Here is a 16,492-nt window from a genome sequence, read left to right as displayed (position 1 = left end):
CACACACCCTTTCTCTCTTTTATCGGTTCTTGTTTCTTTTCCCTAACTCGTCAGTCCTCATGCTTCAAAATAGGATTGTCCAACAAAATGTAACAGACCACAAGCACGGATCGTTTTATCAAGCAGGACAAAAAATCCTTTTTTCATTCCGTGCTTTCTACTTTTCCAGAAAAACATTTGTTGATTCCATCGGTTGATAAAAAATCGATCAGGTTCCAGCGAATAATTTAATTCGATTGTTTTTGCCATTATAGCAAGTCTTTCGCCGGTTATCAGTAAGTGATCGGCTGCTCCTGCAACATATGACTTTCGAGTAACCGTTTCATTTTTTATTTTTATATAATTTATAGAAATAAAAAATCGACAACTCCGGTAAATGGAAATTGTCATTGCATCTCCAATTTTTGTCTGCTATCATTCAGTTTGAAGATGACAATGATAATCATTATCAATAATTCTGTGAGGAATTAATCCACCTACATATTCACGGAATTGATGGGAGGCATTGTCCAAATCAAAAGGAGATGAATGAGAATGGGCACAGTAAAAACATCGATGGTGATCAGTTCACTCGCCGTCCTACTCGCCGCGTGCGGCACAGCGAACGAAACGACTACGACGGACAGCAAGAAATCCGCCACGAAAACGATCGACATTACAGACGCACACGGTACGGTCAAGGTACCTGTAAAACCAAAGAAAGTCGTGGCACTCGATAACCGGACATTTGAAACACTCGCTGACTGGGAGGTCAAACTCGCGGCTGCTCCGGTCGGACTGTTGCCGGCGGAATCACCTTACGCCAAGGACAAGGATATCGTCGACGTCGGAATGCACTTCGAACCGAACCTTGAAGCAATTGCCGGAGTTGATCCGGATGTCGTCATCGTCGGTCAACGCTTTGCGGATTATTACGATGATATTAAAAAACTGGTCCCGGAAGCCGCAGTCATCGATCTCGACATCGAACTGCCGGAACAATCCGGTACGCCCGGTGAATTGCTAGTCAAAGGACTCGAGGATACGACACACACGCTCGGACAGATTTTTGCCAAGGAAAAAGAAGCCGACCAACTCGTCACGACGTTTGAACAATCGATTCAGGACGTGAAAAAATCATATAACGGAACAGACAGCGTCATGTCCGTCATCGTCTCGGGCGGCGATATCGGTTTCTCCGCACCGATGAGCGGTCGGGTCTTCGGACCGATGTATGACATATTCGGCTGGAAACCGGCCCTGGAAGTCAAACAAAAATCAGGTAACGATCAAGGAGACGAGGTGTCCGTCGAAGCCATCGCTCAAAGCAATCCGGACCGGTTACTTGTCTTAGACCGTGACGCTCCTCTCGGAAACGCCAAAGATGCTGTTCCGGCGGAAGATGTCATCGATCGTGCACCGGCGCTTCAACAGACAACAGCCGTCAAAGAACAGCGGATCGTCTATACGCCTAAAGATATGTACTTAAACGAATCGATCCAGACCTATTCGGAATTTTTCCAAAGCGTATCGAAAGCGTTTGTGAAGTAAATGGAGCAGGTCAAGCCGCAACAAGTGAATGGAAGTGTTGAGCCGAGTGCCCGACCTTCCTTTTCTGTCGTTTGGACGCCGCCGTTCATCATCGCTCTCCTGATCATCGGTCTGCTTGCCGTTACTTCCCTGTTGACCGGAGTCTATGAACTCAACAACACGGCGAATGACTTTTCTATGTTTTGGATTACACGTGTTCCGCGAACAATCGCCCTGATGCTGACAGGTGCAGCGATGGCGATGGCGGGACTCGTCATGCAGCTGATTACACAGAACCGGCTCGTCGAACCGACGACGACCGGTACGATTGAATGGGCGGGACTTGGACTATTGACCGTTTATCTGCTTGTTCCGGCACCGACACTGATGATGCGGATGACCGGTGCCATTGTGTTTGCCTTTATCGGCACGATGGTGTTCTTTTGGTTCCTGCGTTCGGTCAAGCTTCGGTCTTCGCTGATCGTACCGATCATCGGACTGATGCTTGGCGCTGTCATCTCGGCCATTTCCACCTTCTTAGGTTTATACTTCCGGGCGAGTCAGGCACTGGAAGGCTGGTTCGTCGGATCGTTTTCATCCGTCCAGATCGGTCGCTATGAATACTTATGGATAATTGTCGGGGTCACGTTTTGTATCTTTTTTCTCGCCAATCGTTTAACGTTGGTTGGTCTCGGTGAAGATATCGCGACCAGTCTCGGCGTTCATTACAATCGTCTGATGATGATGGCAACAGGTCTGATTGCCTTGTCCGTCGGCATCGTTGCGACGGTCATCGGAAATTTACCGTTTCTCGGTCTGATCGTGCCGAACCTTGTCTCGATGATGCGCGGAGATGACTTGCGCAGTAACTTGCCATGGGTCTGCGTCATCGGGATGGGGACGGTTCTCATCAGTGATTTGGTTTCGCGGACGTTGATCCGCCCCTTTGAACTGCCGGTCTCACTGATCCTTGGAACAGTCGGGGCAGCAGTCTTCATTCTCATCCTGTTGCGGCAACGAACAAGAGGAGGTATCCGATGAATACCGTCATGCACAGAAAACCGAAACCTTATTCAGGTGAACGAACCACTGCTCATACAAGTGACCGGAATGCTTCCGCCTTTGCGTCCAAACGGCTTGCACGCCGCTACTGGATCCTGTTGTGCCTGTTTCTGTCCGGTGGAGTGCTCTGCTCGCTTGGTCTCCTGCTTTACAACAATCCGGTACCGGTTCAGTCCCCGTCCTTTTGGCCGGTCGTCGAACGCCGGATTACAGCCATCATCACGATGGCGATTGCAGCACTCTGCCAAAGTCTCGCTACCGTCGCCTTTCATTCGGTCACGAACAACCGGATCATCACGCCGTCCCTGCTCGGATTCGATGCCTTGTACTCAACGATTCAAACCTCGATGATCTTTTTCTTTGGTGCAGGGGCATTGATCGGCTTTTCCGGAACCGGTGCTTTTTTGACACAGGTCGGTCTCATGCTCATGATGAGCCTGCTGCTCTACGGATGGCTGTTATCCGGAAAATACGCCGATTTACAACTCCTGTTGCTCGTCGGTATCATCCTTGGCACCGGACTGAATTCTCTTGCCAGCTTCATGCGGCGGATGCTCGATCCGTCCGAGTTCGATATTTTGCAGGCCCGATTGTTCGGTTCAGTCACGAATGTCGATACTGCCTATTTTCCAATCGTGATTCCGGTCGTCCTGATTGTCAGTGTCTTGTTGTTCCTGTCGGCGAACCGTCTGAATGTCATCGCCCTCGGAAAGGACGTCGCGACCTCGTTCGGCATCAATCACCGCCGAAGCGTCCTCTACATCCTCATCCTTATTTCCCTGCTCATGTCGATGTCGACGGCACTGATCGGACCACTGACGTTTTTCGGTTTTCTTGTTGCCACACTCAGTTATCAGGTCGCTTCCACGTATGACCATAAGTACGTCTTGCCGATGGCCTTTTCGATTGGTTTTCTCGTTCTGACGAGTGCTTATTTCTTTATGTATCATATTTTCAATGCACCGAGCGTCGTCTCCGTCATCATCGAACTGTTTGGCGGTCTGATTTTCTTAACGGTGTTATTACGAAAGAGGTCCTTATGATTAAATTAACGCAAGTCAAAAAAACGTATACGGATCATGTCCAGATCGGTCCGATTGAGTTAGAGATTCCGAAAGCGGGTCTGACCGCACTAATCGGACCGAACGGCGCCGGTAAATCGACGACACTGATGATGATCGGTCGTCTGTTGCAACTTGATGAAGGACAGATTCAAGTCGCAGGACTCGATGTCTCAAGCACGAAGTCAAAGGATTTAGCAAAAATCATGACGATTCTTCGTCAGGAAAATCATTTCGTGACCCGGCTGACGGTTCGCCAACTGGTCGGATTTGGCCGGTTCCCCTACTCGCAAGGGCGAATGACACTGGAAGATGAGAACATCACGTCAAAATACATCGACTTTCTTGACCTGACACCACTTGAGAACCGTTACCTCGACGAACTGTCAGGCGGACAGCGTCAACGGGCGTATGTCGCGATGGTCTTGTGTCAGGAGACGGACTACGTGTTGCTTGATGAACCGCTCAACAATCTCGATATCGCCCGGTCCGTCCAGATGATGGGATATCTGCGTCATGTCGCGGATGAGCTTGGAAGAACGATCATTACCGTCTTACACGACATCAACTTTGCGGCGAAATATGCCGACCATATTTGTGCGATGAAACATGGACAGATTGCTGCATTCGGTACGGTACAGGAAATCATGGTCGCAAACACGCTCTCCGATATTTTTGAGACCAATCTCGAAATCATAGATGGGCCATACGGACCGATTGCCGTTTACTGAGATGATCCAGCAGGAAACATATCAAAAAGAAGGACGGCGCATCGAGTGATGGGCCGTCCTTCTATGTTTTCGTACCTTTTAAATCAATTCCAGTTCTTGTCCGACTTGTTTAAACGCTTCGAGCGCCTGTTCCAAGTCTTCCCGTGTATGTTCCGCTGTGACGATCGTCCGGACACGCGCTTTGCCTTTTGCGACCGTCGGGAAGGCAATCCCTTGTGCAAAGACACCGTGTTGACGCAGACGGTCTGACAGCTGATGGCATAATGCTTCGTCGCCGACGATGACCGGTGTGATCGGCGTCGTCGACGTGCCGATATTAAAGCCGAGTTCTCGTAATCCATGTTTGAAGAATTCCGTGTTTTCCCAGAGACGGTCAAACAGTTCCGTTTCTTCTTCCATGACCCGAAGTGCTTCCCGGTTTGCTTCGACGACTGCCGGTGGGTGCGACGTCGAGAAGAGGAACGGACGGCCTTTATGGATCAGATAATCTTTGACGTGTTGTGCACACGCGACGTAGCCGCCGAGAACACCAATCGCTTTTGAGAGCGTCCCGACCTGTAAGGCAACGCGTCCGTCAAGTCCGAAGTGATTGACCGTTCCGCGGCCACTTTTTCCGAGAACACCCGATGCATGGGCATCATCGACCATGACGAGGGCATCATATTTTTCAGCCAGTTCAACGATTTCTGGGAGTGGCGCGATATTACCGTCCATTGAGAAGACACCATCCGTAACGACGAGACGTGTCCGCGCGTCTTGTGTTTCCTGCAGAGCCGCTTCCAGGTCCGCAAGATCGACGTGGTTATAGATCCGGCGTTTCGCTTTCGTCAGACGAATCCCGTCGATGATTGATGCATGGTTCAAGGCGTCAGAAATGACGACGTCTTCCGGTCCAAGCAAGGCTGACAACACACCGAGGTTTGTCGCGAATCCTGATTGGAAGACAAGTGCCGCTTCCGTATGCTTGAATGTCGCCAGTTCCCGTTCGAATGCTTGGTGCATTTCGAGTGTTCCGGCAATCGTCCGGACCGATCCCGTTCCGGCACCGAATTCAAGTGCCGCGTCCGCTGCCCGTTTCGCGAGGCGCGGATGCGCTGCAAGTCCGAGATAGTTGTTTGACGACAATTGAATCAATTCTTTCCCGTCGACAGTTACCCGGTTGTGCTGGGCACTTTCGAGTGCAACGAGTTCGCGGAACGTTCCCGCTTGTTTCATCTCTTCTAATTCTGTCCGTAAATACTCAAATCCCATTAATTCGTCCCCCTTGGTTGTAGTACGACCTTTCCACATTTCCCTTGTCGCATCAATTCGAATCCTTCTTCAAACCGTTCGAGTGGCAATGTGTGTGTAATCAACGGTTTGACATCGACTTTTCCGCTCGACAGGAATGCGGATACTTGACTCCATGTCTCATACATTTTCCGTCCGGTGATGCCTTGAACGCGAACACCTTTAAAAACAACGTGATTCGTCAGATCAATCTCGACCGGTTTGACCGGCAGACTGAGAATGTTGACGTCTCCGCCGGCTGTCACCATCTCAAATGCTTGACGAATCGCAACCGGATGACCGCTCATTTCACAGACGACATCAATCCCGTCCCCGTCCGTCATCATCCGGACCCGTTCGAGAACATCCTCGTGGCGTGAATCGATGACGACATCTGCGCCCATCGTTTTCGCAAGCTCCAACCGGTACGGATTGACATCAATCGCAATGACTTCCGCAGCTCCTGCCGCTTTTGCGACCGAGACAGCCATCAGACCGATTGGACCGCAACCGACGATGGCGACCGTTTTAGCGCTGACGTCACTCGCAAGAACCGTGTGAACGGCATTGCCCATCGGCTCTTGAATCGATGCGATGGCGGCTGGCATATCCTCCGGATTGACCCAGAGATTTTCTTCCGGCATGACGACGTACTCGGCGAAACAGCCTTGTGTATCGACGCCGATGATTTTTGTGTTTTTACAAATGTGATACTGCCCCCGCAGACACTGTTTGCATTGATGACAGACGATATGTGTTTCCGCTGAGACACGGTCCCCGAGTTTCAGACGTTTCGTCCCTTCTCCCAGTTCCACGACTTCACCGGAAAACTCATGTCCGAAAACATACGGCGGATTCACGCGTGATGCTGCCCACGCGTCCCATTCGTAAATGTGGACATCCGTCCCGCAGATGGAAGTCGCTTCCACGCGAATCAAGACTTCACCACGTTTTGGTGAAGGAACTGCGACTTCTTTCAAGACAGCGCCAAATCCCCGTTCTTCCTTGACGAGTGCGCGCATCGTTTTTACTTTTGTCGTATCTTCTACAGCTGTCACTAGTTTTGTCATCATTCCCCGACTCCTTCGTGGTCTTTGCCTCTTTCTCTAATCGGTCCAGACCAAGTATTGAGCATCCCCAAATAACCAAACAATCTTTCACTTCTAGTTTACATGAATTCAGCCGCAAGTTTACCAAATGTTTCTTCATTCATCTCAAGATCGGCAAAAGTTAGTCCATTCTCCGCATATCCGTCGATTTGTGACTGGTAATCCGGACGTGAATCATCCTGATAAATCAGACCCATGACGAGACCGTTGTGTTCATGGACGACGCGTTTCGCCACATCGAGATCCGTCGCGTCATAGCCTTCAAGATCATCGAGTTTCGTTAAATTCTGCTTGAACCAGTCGTACGTGTTGACTTTATTGAACGTCACACACGGACTGAAGACGTTGATGAAGGCAAATCCTTTATGTTGCGTTGCCTGTTCAATCAGACTCGTCAAGCCTTTTAAATCGTTCGAAAAACTTTGGGCGACGAATGTCGCGCCTGCCGTCAAGGCGAGTTCGACCGGTGAGACACTCTTTTCAATCGATCCTTTCGGCGTCGACTTCGTCTTAAAGCCAAGTGCCGATGTCGGTGATGTCTGCCCTTTCGTCAACCCGTAAATTTGATTGTCCATGACGATATACGTCATATCCACATTTCGTTTGAAGGCGTGAATCGTATGCCCCATCCCGATGGCAAAACCATCTCCGTCACCGCCGGACGCGATGACCGTCAATTCACGGTTTGCCATCTTGACGCCTTGAGCGATCGGTAACGACCGGCCATGAACGCCGTGGAAGCCGTACGTGTTGATATAACCGGAAATTCGTCCCGAACAGCCGATGCCGGAAATCAACGCCAGTTCTTCAGGCTCTAGCCCGACGTTTGCGACGGCACGCTGAATGGCCGCCTGAATCGAAAAGTCGCCGCAGCCCGGACACCAGTTCGGTTTGACATCGTTTCTGAAATCTTTAAAGGTTGCCATGGAAAATCCCTCCTGCAACGACTTGTTCCACTACTTCCGCCGGATAGAACGGATCGCCGTTGAATTTTAAAATGTGTTCAATTTTTTCTGCAAAACCGCAGTTCATCTGAATCAGTTTCGCGAGTTGGCCCGTCGCATTGTATTCGACGACGACAACCTGCTTTGCCCGCTCGAGGTGCGGACGGACCAGTTCACTCGGAAACGGATGCATCTGGCGGATGTGGAGATGATCGACATGAATGCCCTGTTCTTCGAGACGCGGCATCACTTCTTCAATCGTTCCGCGTGTCGAATTAAAACCGACAAACAGGATATCCGGTGTCGCATGCTGTTCCGTGACGAGGACGGCATCCTTCATCCGGAATTGACCGAGCTTCCGCAGACGTTTCGTCATTTGGTCGACCCGGTTTTTCGTCGCTTCCGACGGACGGCCTTCTTCGTTATGTTCGACGCCCGTCACGTGATGGATCCCGTGTTTCGTACCGGGGACGACTCGTGGACTGATTCCGTCTTCCGTCACTTCATACCGTTTGAAATACGATTTACCTTCAAGCTCCGGCAATTCGTCGAGCATCAGTTTCCCGCGACGGATTTCCACACGGTTGACATCAAGCGGTTCGACAGACTGTTTTCCGAGCGACAACATCAAGTCCGTCAATAAAATCACTGGACACTGGTATTCTTCCGCGATGTTGAACGCTTCGGCTGCATCATAAAAAGCTTCTTCGACCGTCGACGGCGCGAGGACGACTTTCGGGATCTCACCATGTGTGCTGTAAATCATCGCCATCAAGTCGGACTGTTCCTGTTTCGTCGGCAGTCCGGTCGATGGTCCGCCGCGTTGCGTATCGATGATGACAAGCGGCGTTTCCGTCATCCCGGACAAGCCGATCGCCTCTGCCATGAGAGACAATCCCGGTCCGGCTGACGCGGTCAGGGACCGGACGCCGGCATAGTTGGCACCGATGGCCATTGTCACCGCGGCAAGTTCATCTTCCGTCTGAACGACGGTTCCGCCGAACTGCGGTAATTTTTTAATTAAGTACTCCATGATTTCCGACGACGGCGTAATCGGATAGGCGGCCATCAGACGGGCTCCGCCTGCCACTGCACCAAGCGCAATCGCATCGTTGCCGATCATGAACATCCGTTGCTGTCCGTCTGCCGGATCGAGGATAAAGCGTTCCGCTGTTCCGGCCATCGCCTCAAATGCCGCGGCGCCTTCACGGATTGCCGATAAGTTCTTTTCGACCATCTCCGGTCCTTTTCGACCAAAAATTTGTTCCACGACCGCCTGGAACCGTTCCGGTGCAATCCCGAGAATGGCGCTCGATGCTCCGATGGCAACCATGTTCTTCATCAGCGATGTGCCGAGTCCGGACGCAATTTCCGTAAAGGGAATCGGATACAAAGCAGCACGTGTCTGATCCGGATTCGTCGGATTGAACTTCGCGTCGGCGATGATGATGGCGCCTTGACGCAACTCATGGAAGTTGACATCGATGGTTTCCTGATCAAAGGCGACCAGAATATCAAGATCATCGGCGACGGTCCGGACTTCGTGTGTCGCGACACGGATTTTGTTGTTCGTATGTCCTCCCTTGATGCGTGAAGAAAAATGACGGTATCCATATAAGTAATAACCAAGACGGTTCAAGGCAATGGCAAAGATCTCACCCGTCGACTCGATCCCTTCCCCCTGCTGACCGCCTACTTTCCATGACAATTGATTGTACATCGACGTTCGCTCCTTTTATCCCCTGAAATGATTGAAGCTGTCTGCTTCACTATCCTCCCCCATGATACCGATTTCCCGATACTTGTACAATGCTCCTCTGGCGAATCCATTGATTTTTTCCGGCTGTCCGACATAAAAAAAGACCATCTACTCCAACGAGTAAATGGTCTGCTTTAACGTAGGACCTATGTCCAATGATGCATCATCGTGGTTCAATGATTAATTTGATTGCCGTCCGTTCCTCGCCATCAATCATGATGTCGGTAAATGCCGGAATACAGATCAAATCCATGCCTGCCGGTGCGACAAACCCTCTTGCGATTGCCACCGCTTTAACGGATTGATTGAGAGCACCTGCTCCGATTGCCTGAATCTCGACAGAACCTTTCTCTCGAAGTACACCTGCGAGCGCTCCTGCGACCGCATTCGGATTCGATTTAGCTGATACTTTCAGGACGTCCATGCATGTACCTCCCAATCAAAAATCAAAGCTCAATCAAAGAAAATCGATTGATCCGTCAAATGGATGCGTTCAATCTTCGTTGCTTTTTTTGATACATCATCAATATGAATCAAGACTCCATTTAATTGTTCCCGTCCTTCAGCAACTTCAAACCGGGTTGGGAGCTGTGTTTTAAATTTTCGTAACACATCTTCTTTACGCATACCGAGGACACCGTCGAGCGGTCCTGTCATGCCGACGTCGGTGATGTAAGCCGTTCCGCCTTCAAGAATCCGTTCGTCCGCTGTCTGGACGTGGGTATGCGTTCCGACGACTGCTTGGACACGTCCTGCCAAGTGGTAACCCATCGCGATTTTTTCACTCGTCGCTTCTGCGTGGACGTCAACGAAAATCGCATCGACTTCCCCTTCGACTTCCGCAATCAGCTCATCGACTGTCCGGAACGGATCGCCGAGCGGCGGCAGGAAGACGGTCCCTTGCACGTTGATGACGGCAATTTTTTTGTTGCCGACTTTTAACACCATCATGCCGCGGCCGGGTGTTCCTTCCGGATAGTTCGCCGGGCGGACGATCCGGTCCGCATCGTCGATCCAATCAAAGATATCCCGGTTGTCAAACGTATGATTCCCCATCGTCACGCCGTGGAATCCGAGTTCAAGCAATTGATGGTAGATGGATTTCGTGATTCCCCGGCCATGTGCGGCATTCTCGCCGTTGACGAGCATGACCGTCGGATTATATTTCGATTTAATACGTGCCGTGAATTGCTGTAAGATATGACGTCCTGGTGCCCCGACGACATCTCCGATAAATAAGATCTTCATGAAACATTCCTCCAGTAATTAAAAAAAGTGGCGGTCGCCCGCCACTTTGCTTATTTTGCGTATTCGACTGCTCGTGTTTCCCGAATGACCGTGACTTTGATATGACCCGGATAATCGAGTTCTTCTTCGATTTTTTTCCGGATATCGCTTGCCATCTTATGAGCAAGGACATCGTCGACGACATCAGGACGAACGATGATCCGGACTTCGCGACCTGCTTGAATCGCGAATGACTTCTCAACACCGTCGAATGATTCCGAGATTTCTTCCAGGCGTTCAAGACGCCGGATATAACTCTCGAGTGTTTCTTGACGTGCACCCGGACGAGCGGCTGATAAAGCATCCGCTGCCGCAACCAGGACGGAAATGACAGATGTCGCTTCCGTATCCCCGTGGTGGGAAGCAATCGCATTGATGACGGTTGGATGTTCTTTGTACTTCGTACCAAGTTCCACTCCGATTTCAACGTGACTTCCTTCCACTTCGTGGTCAATCGCTTTCCCGATATCGTGGAGGAGACCGGCGCGTTTCGCAAGTGTTACATCTTCACCGAGCTCTGCTGCCATCATACCGGCAAGATGAGCGACTTCGAGTGAGTGGAACAATACGTTTTGACCGTAACTTGTCCGATACTTCAAGCGGCCGAGAATTTTGACGAGATCCGGATGAATACCGTGAATCCCGACATCATATGTCGCTTCTTCACCGATTTCACGAATCCGTTCGTCGACTTCCCGACGTGATTTGTCGACCATCTCTTCAATTCGTGCCGGGTGAATCCGACCGTCTTGAACGAGTTTTTCAAGGGCCATCTTCGCCACTTCGCGGCGAATCGGATCAAATCCGGACAAAATGACCGCTTCCGGTGTGTCATCGATGATTAAATCGATCCCCGTTAACGTTTCGAGGGTCCGGATGTTCCGACCTTCACGACCGATGATCCGGCCTTTCATCTCGTCATTCGGCAAGTTGACGACCGAAACCGTCGTCTCTGCGATATGTTCCGCGGCGAACCGTTGAATCGCAAGTGAAAGGATGTTGCGTGCTTTTTTGTCTGCTTCTTCTTTTGCTTTTTGTTCGATTTCTTTTTGAAGAATGGCTGCATCGTGCATGGCAGCTTGTTTCGTCTCATCCATGATGATAGCTCTAGCTTCGTCTTGCGAAAGATTCGCAACACGTACGAGCTCTTGGCGTCCCTGTTCATACAGGTCCTCTACTTTGCGTTCTAACTCTTCAGCTTGATGCTTCCGTTTCGCGATCTCTGCATCACGCGTATTGATTTGTTCTTCCTTGCGGTCGATGGAATCAACACGGCGATCGAGCGTCTCTTCTTTTTGGAGCAATCGTCCTTCTTGTTTCGTTAACTCTTGACGACGTTCACGAAGCTCTTTTTCGACTTCATTCCGAAGTTTAAAGGCTTCATCTTTCGCTTCGAGCAATGCTTCTTTTTTCGTTGCTTCCGCTGATACTTGTGCACGTTCCACGATTTTCGTCGCTTCTGTTTCCGCGCCTTGAATCTTTGCTTCTGCAATCGATTTCCGCAAGAAGTAGCCTACGATGAATGCGATCAGTATTGCGAGGAGAAGTATGACAATCCAAGTTGTTGTACCCATGGGTTCACCTCCCCTTTACAAGGTGTTTCTTAGTTCATTTCGGTTATTCATCGAAGCTGTCTAAAAAACGTACATCTATATTGTAAGGATAGCACTCGTTCATTGTCAACGAACGGGCGGGAAAGAATTCCTATGTTTTCCTCTTTTCAACAAAAAAAGAGCAGAATCTGAATCGATTCCACTCTCTTTCGACTTATTCTGCAAACAGATCTTCGTCTTGACCTTCTTCAAAGTCAACCGGTTCTTTCCGGTCGACGAGACCGTGATGTTCACGAATCAATCGTTCGACCTCATCCGCAACATCCGGATGTTCAATCATGTATTGTTTCGCATTTTCACGTCCTTGACCAAGACGCTCTGAATTGTATGAATACCAAGCACCACTTTTTTGGACGATATCGAGATCTGTTCCAAGATCAATCAACTCGCCGAATTTAGAGATTCCTTGTCCGTACATGATGTCGACTTCCGCTTGTTTGAACGGCGGAGCGATCTTGTTTTTAACGACTTTCAGTTTCGTCCGGTTTCCGACGATATCTGTTCCGTTTTTCAGTGCTTCTGCACGACGGACTTCAAGACGGACCGATGAATAGAATTTCAAGGCACGTCCACCTGGAGTCGTTTCCGGGTTACCGAACATGACACCGATTTTTTCACGAATCTGGTTGATGAAGATGACGATTGTTTTGGATTTGTTTGTCGCACCGGACAATTTACGCAACGCCTGACTCATCAAACGAGCCTGGAGACCCATGTGCGAGTCACCCATTTCGCCTTCGATCTCGGCTTTCGGGACAAGTGCCGCTACTGAGTCGACGACGAGGATATCAACAGCACCAGAACGGACTAATGCCTCTGCGATTTCAAGCGCCTGCTCTCCTGTATCCGGTTGTGATAACAGTAATTCGTCAATGTTGACACCGAGTTTGCTGGCATAAGCCGGATCAAGTGCGTGCTCGGCATCGATGAATGCCGCCTGTCCGCCTTGTTTTTGGACTTCAGCAATCGCATGAAGCGAAACTGTCGTTTTACCGGAAGATTCCGGACCATAGACTTCGATTACCCGTCCACGTGGATATCCACCTGCACCGAGTGCTATATCTAATGTGATTGATCCAGAAGAGATTACGGATACTCTCTGATCTGCACTTTCACCTAGTTTCATGATTGAACCTTTACCAAATTGTTTCTCAATCTGACGCAATGCCATTTCAAGTGCTGCTTTACGATCACTCACGTAGCAGGCCTCCTTTTATTTATCTTACTGAGATTATTGTACTTCTTTTGAGACCGAATAACAAGCATTTTACGAACATTTATTCGCATAGTTGAAAGAAATCATTTTTTGTTCATTTCGTCCGCCGGGCTGATATTTTGAAGGAGCATGAAGTAAGCATCCTTGACGGAACGCAATCTAATCATACCACGGTCGAAGGCCGGATACGTCAGTTCAAGTACTTCCGTACCGCCTGAATGTGCTAACGCACAGTAGACCGTTCCGACCGCTTGACCACTGTTACTCGTGGGACCAGCTTCACCGGTCAGGGCGATGGCAAGATCCGTCTGATAGAGTTTGCGTGCTCCTTCCGCCATCGCAACGGCAACGTCCCGGCTGACGGCAGTCTGTTCGTCAAGCAATGTCTGCGGTACTCCGAGGACGTTCACTTTTGCCGCATCTGCGTAGACGACGGCACTGCCGCGGAAGACGGCACTCGCGCCTTGAATGTCGGTCAGACCGCTTGCAAAGGCGCCTCCGGTCAACGACTCCGCTGCTGACAACGTCAAACCGGCTTCCCGGCACCGGTCGAGGACGACTTCGGGTAAACTTGTTTCGCCATAACCGTAAAAATGGCTGCCGACTTCGGCAAGGACTTGTTGTTCCAGCGCATCGAGCATGTCGAGGGCGACTTGTTCGTCAAGCGCCTTCGCCGTCAGACGAAGACGGACTTCCGCCAATTCGGCGTACGGGGCGACGGAAGGATTGCGGGCTGTCCGGATGAGATCCGCCAACCGGTCGTTTAATGCCGACTCTCCAATGCCGAAGAAACGTAATGTTCTTGATTTAATCGTTTCCTTGCCTAACAAGTGATCGAAATGGTCGGCAATAATCCGCTTCATTTCCCGGGGGACACCCGGTAACAGGATGTATTGATGATCCGGTGTCTGAACGGACATGCCGGGTGCAAGCCCGGCCTGATTCGTCAGCACATCGGCTTGATCGATGACAAGGGCCTGTTTTCTTTCATTCTCCGTCATTGTACGTCCCCGTGTTTTTAAAAATGCCTCAATCCGGTCGTAAGCCGGCTGATCCACATGAAGCGTCCGGCCGAGCAGTTCCGCTACGACCTCTTTCGTCAAGTCATCTTCCGTCGGTCCAAGTCCTCCGGTAATGACAATCAGTTCCGCCCGCTCCTGAGCCCGCGTAACAACTTCGACCATCCGTTCCCGGTTATCTCCGACGACCGTATGATAATGCACGTCAATACCACATGTCGCAAGCCACTCTGATAAATACTGGGCATTCGTGTTGGCAATTTCCCCTAACAATAATTCACTTCCGACAGCAACGATTTCTGCTTTCATTTTACATCCCCGCTTTCTTGACTATACGAAAAGACTGTTCGGGTTGACGAACAGTCTTGTTTGATCCAATTTACATGGATTTCGTAATTAACTTGATATTTTTTGAGAAATACTCGACTCCTGAATAAATTGTTAAGACCAACGCCAACCACATCGTGATTTCCGCAAAAGGAATGTTCAGTAAGGCAAATCCGATATCATGCAGTAAAAAGGCGATGATGGATGTCAACTGGACCCAGGTCTTCGCTTTGCCGGAATTTCCGGCGGCCAGGACAATCCCCTCGTCTGAAGCGACGAGACGGAGACCTGTCACGGCGAATTCACGGCATAAGATGATGACGACGACCCAAGCGGCGACGAAGTCAAGTTCGACTAAATAGACGAGTGCTGCAGCGACAAGCATCTTGTCGGCGAGTGGATCCATGAATTTACCGAAGTTCGTGACCAGTTTGTTTTTCCGGGCAATATACCCGTCGAGCCAATCGGTGATGGCGGCGACGGAAAAGATCATCGCGGCGACGAAGTGGGAAACCGGCAGTACCGCTCCTAAGACATCCCACTGTCCCCAGTCTGGATTGATGGCTAAGACGGCAACGAACACGGGAATTAGTAACACGCGTAAGACCGTCAATTGATTGGGCAAGTTCATTCTCGTATCCCTCCTTTTCGGGTTATGTATGCCAGCAGGGCTGACATGAAGAAGACACGCCTTATGGCGTGGCTACTTTCTTCAGGTAAATATTTTGAACGAGGAGGGAGCGGTTAAGCTTAAGCTCCTGATTGTTAACGAGAATCCGGTCGATTCCTTTGATGGAACCGATCCGAATCCGAATCACGTCCGTTTTGGCATTTTTGACGACGATTGGATTTGGGTCTGACGCATTGATATGGTCAGGCGCGAGTGCTTGTCCTTCTAAAGACGTGTCCCGTACACCAACAAACGGTGACGGCGAAGCATCTTTTTTGATCCGGATGGATACACTCATTGTACCATCTGCCGGTACTTCATAGGTGATGTCTTGGCCGACTGTCGTTTTGACAGCCAATGGTTTCTTCGTTTCTTTTTTAACAGGTTCTTCTTTTTTCGCCGGTTCTTCTTTCGGCTCTTCTGCTGCCGGTGCATCGGCTTCCTCACTTGGTGCGTCACCTTCGTCAATCGTGACCTCACTTTGTTTCGGCGTCGCCGTTTTTGTTCCGTCACCGTCCTGGAATGCCTGGAATCCGTAATACAAGGCAACCCCGATTGCAAAAATCAAGGCAATGATGATGATATTCGGAATCCAGCGTTTGGCGACACTTTTCTTCGGTGCCGTTGATTTGGAATACGTGGCCCGGCGAGACAGCTCAACAACAGGTTGTGCTTCCGGTTCCGGGAGGTCACGTTTGTAGGTCGCAAATACTTCGTCGACATCAAGACCAAGTGCTTCTGCATACGTCTTAATGAAGGCACGGGCGTAAAATGCGCCCGGTAATTGTTTGTAATCGCCTTCTTCAATGGCGAGAATATAACGTTTTTGAATTTTTGTCGTGCTTTGAATTTGTTCGAGCGAGATGCCTAACGTTTCCCGCTGCTCCTTTAAGTAGGTTCCGAGCTCAGTCATCGG

General features: G+C 50.1%; 16 protein-coding genes. 4 read left to right on the top strand and 12 right to left on the bottom strand.

Annotation, left to right across the window (positions count from 1 at the left end):
- Positions 1-57: 57 nt before the first annotated feature.
- Positions 58-390 (bottom strand): hypothetical protein, encoded by a 333-nt coding sequence (locus tag ABIC15_RS06275; RefSeq protein ID WP_354020079.1) that lies wholly within the window; start codon positions 388-390, stop codon positions 58-60.
- 144 nt (positions 391-534) lie between these two features.
- On the opposite strand from ABIC15_RS06275, the gene ABIC15_RS06270 reads away from it, so the two are divergent.
- Genes ABIC15_RS06270 through ABIC15_RS06255 form a run of 4 tightly spaced genes read left to right on the top strand, consistent with a single transcriptional unit; the run spans position 535 to position 4,363 of the window.
- A complete protein-coding gene (locus ABIC15_RS06270; protein WP_214765296.1) occupies positions 535-1,530 on the top strand; it encodes a siderophore ABC transporter substrate-binding protein in 996 nt (331 codons plus the stop codon).
- On the top strand, positions 1,531-2,550 hold the full coding sequence (locus ABIC15_RS06265) for an ABC transporter permease (protein WP_214848327.1): 1,020 nt from the start codon (positions 1,531-1,533) through the stop codon (positions 2,548-2,550). It begins immediately after the preceding gene.
- 8 nt (positions 2,551-2,558) lie between these two features.
- Positions 2,559-3,614, top strand: coding sequence for an iron chelate uptake ABC transporter family permease subunit (locus tag ABIC15_RS06260; protein WP_483298755.1), 1,056 nt, complete (start codon positions 2,559-2,561; stop codon positions 3,612-3,614).
- On the top strand, positions 3,611-4,363 hold the full coding sequence (locus ABIC15_RS06255; protein ID WP_012369937.1) for an iron ABC transporter ATP-binding protein: 753 nt from the start codon (positions 3,611-3,613) through the stop codon (positions 4,361-4,363). The genes ABIC15_RS06260 and ABIC15_RS06255 overlap by 4 nt, the downstream gene beginning before the upstream one ends.
- Before the next feature lie 78 nt (positions 4,364-4,441).
- Here the strand turns inward: ABIC15_RS06255 and ABIC15_RS06250 are convergent, their stop codons facing one another.
- The 11 genes from ABIC15_RS06250 to ABIC15_RS06200 all read right to left on the bottom strand — a co-directional run bounded on the left by ABIC15_RS06250 (position 4,442) and on the right by ABIC15_RS06200 (position 16,489).
- Positions 4,442-5,614 (bottom strand): glycine C-acetyltransferase, encoded by a 1,173-nt coding sequence (locus ABIC15_RS06250; RefSeq protein WP_354020075.1) that lies wholly within the window; start codon positions 5,612-5,614, stop codon positions 4,442-4,444.
- Positions 5,614-6,705, bottom strand: coding sequence for an L-threonine 3-dehydrogenase (gene tdh, locus ABIC15_RS06245; protein ID WP_012369935.1), 1,092 nt, complete (start codon positions 6,703-6,705; stop codon positions 5,614-5,616). The genes ABIC15_RS06250 and tdh overlap by 1 nt, the downstream gene beginning before the upstream one ends.
- 95 nt (positions 6,706-6,800) lie before the next feature.
- A complete protein-coding gene (locus tag ABIC15_RS06240; RefSeq protein ID WP_354020073.1) occupies positions 6,801-7,667 on the bottom strand; it encodes a 2-oxoacid:ferredoxin oxidoreductase subunit beta in 867 nt (288 codons plus the stop codon).
- Positions 7,654-9,405: a 2-oxoacid:acceptor oxidoreductase subunit alpha gene (locus tag ABIC15_RS06235; protein WP_012369933.1), complete on the bottom strand. Its 1,752-nt coding sequence runs from the start codon at positions 9,403-9,405 to the stop codon at positions 7,654-7,656. Before ABIC15_RS06235 ends, ABIC15_RS06240 begins: the two co-directional genes overlap by 14 nt.
- Before the next feature lie 202 nt (positions 9,406-9,607).
- A complete protein-coding gene (locus ABIC15_RS06230) occupies positions 9,608-9,868 on the bottom strand; it encodes a stage V sporulation protein S (protein ID WP_012369932.1) in 261 nt (86 codons plus the stop codon).
- 29 nt (positions 9,869-9,897) lie between these two features.
- Entirely contained in the window at positions 9,898-10,692 is a 795-nt protein-coding gene (locus tag ABIC15_RS06225) for a TIGR00282 family metallophosphoesterase (RefSeq protein ID WP_012369931.1), read from the bottom strand.
- Between the two features lie 50 nt (positions 10,693-10,742).
- Positions 10,743-12,305, bottom strand: coding sequence for a ribonuclease Y (rny, locus tag ABIC15_RS06220; RefSeq protein ID WP_012369930.1), 1,563 nt, complete (start codon positions 12,303-12,305; stop codon positions 10,743-10,745).
- Positions 12,306-12,498: 193 nt separating this feature from the next.
- Positions 12,499-13,542: a recombinase RecA gene (recA, locus tag ABIC15_RS06215; RefSeq protein WP_012369929.1), complete on the bottom strand. Its 1,044-nt coding sequence runs from the start codon at positions 13,540-13,542 to the stop codon at positions 12,499-12,501.
- A 101-nt stretch (positions 13,543-13,643) separates the two neighbouring features.
- Positions 13,644-14,888 (bottom strand): competence/damage-inducible protein A, encoded by a 1,245-nt coding sequence (locus ABIC15_RS06210; protein ID WP_012369928.1) that lies wholly within the window; start codon positions 14,886-14,888, stop codon positions 13,644-13,646.
- Between the two features lie 70 nt (positions 14,889-14,958).
- A complete protein-coding gene (gene pgsA / locus ABIC15_RS06205) occupies positions 14,959-15,537 on the bottom strand; it encodes a CDP-diacylglycerol--glycerol-3-phosphate 3-phosphatidyltransferase (protein ID WP_012369927.1) in 579 nt (192 codons plus the stop codon).
- 61 nt (positions 15,538-15,598) lie between these two features.
- Entirely contained in the window at positions 15,599-16,489 is an 891-nt protein-coding gene (locus ABIC15_RS06200; RefSeq protein WP_012369926.1) for a helix-turn-helix domain-containing protein, read from the bottom strand.
- Between the last annotated feature and the right edge of the window lie 3 nt (positions 16,490-16,492).

Origin of the sequence: Exiguobacterium sp. PvP048 (assembly GCF_040549175.1) — a bacterium.
GTDB lineage: Bacteria > Bacillota > Bacilli > Exiguobacteriales > Exiguobacteriaceae > Exiguobacterium_A > Exiguobacterium_A artemiae.
Note: the sequence above shows the minus strand (reverse complement) of the source record. Positions and strands in the feature narration are given on the sequence as shown.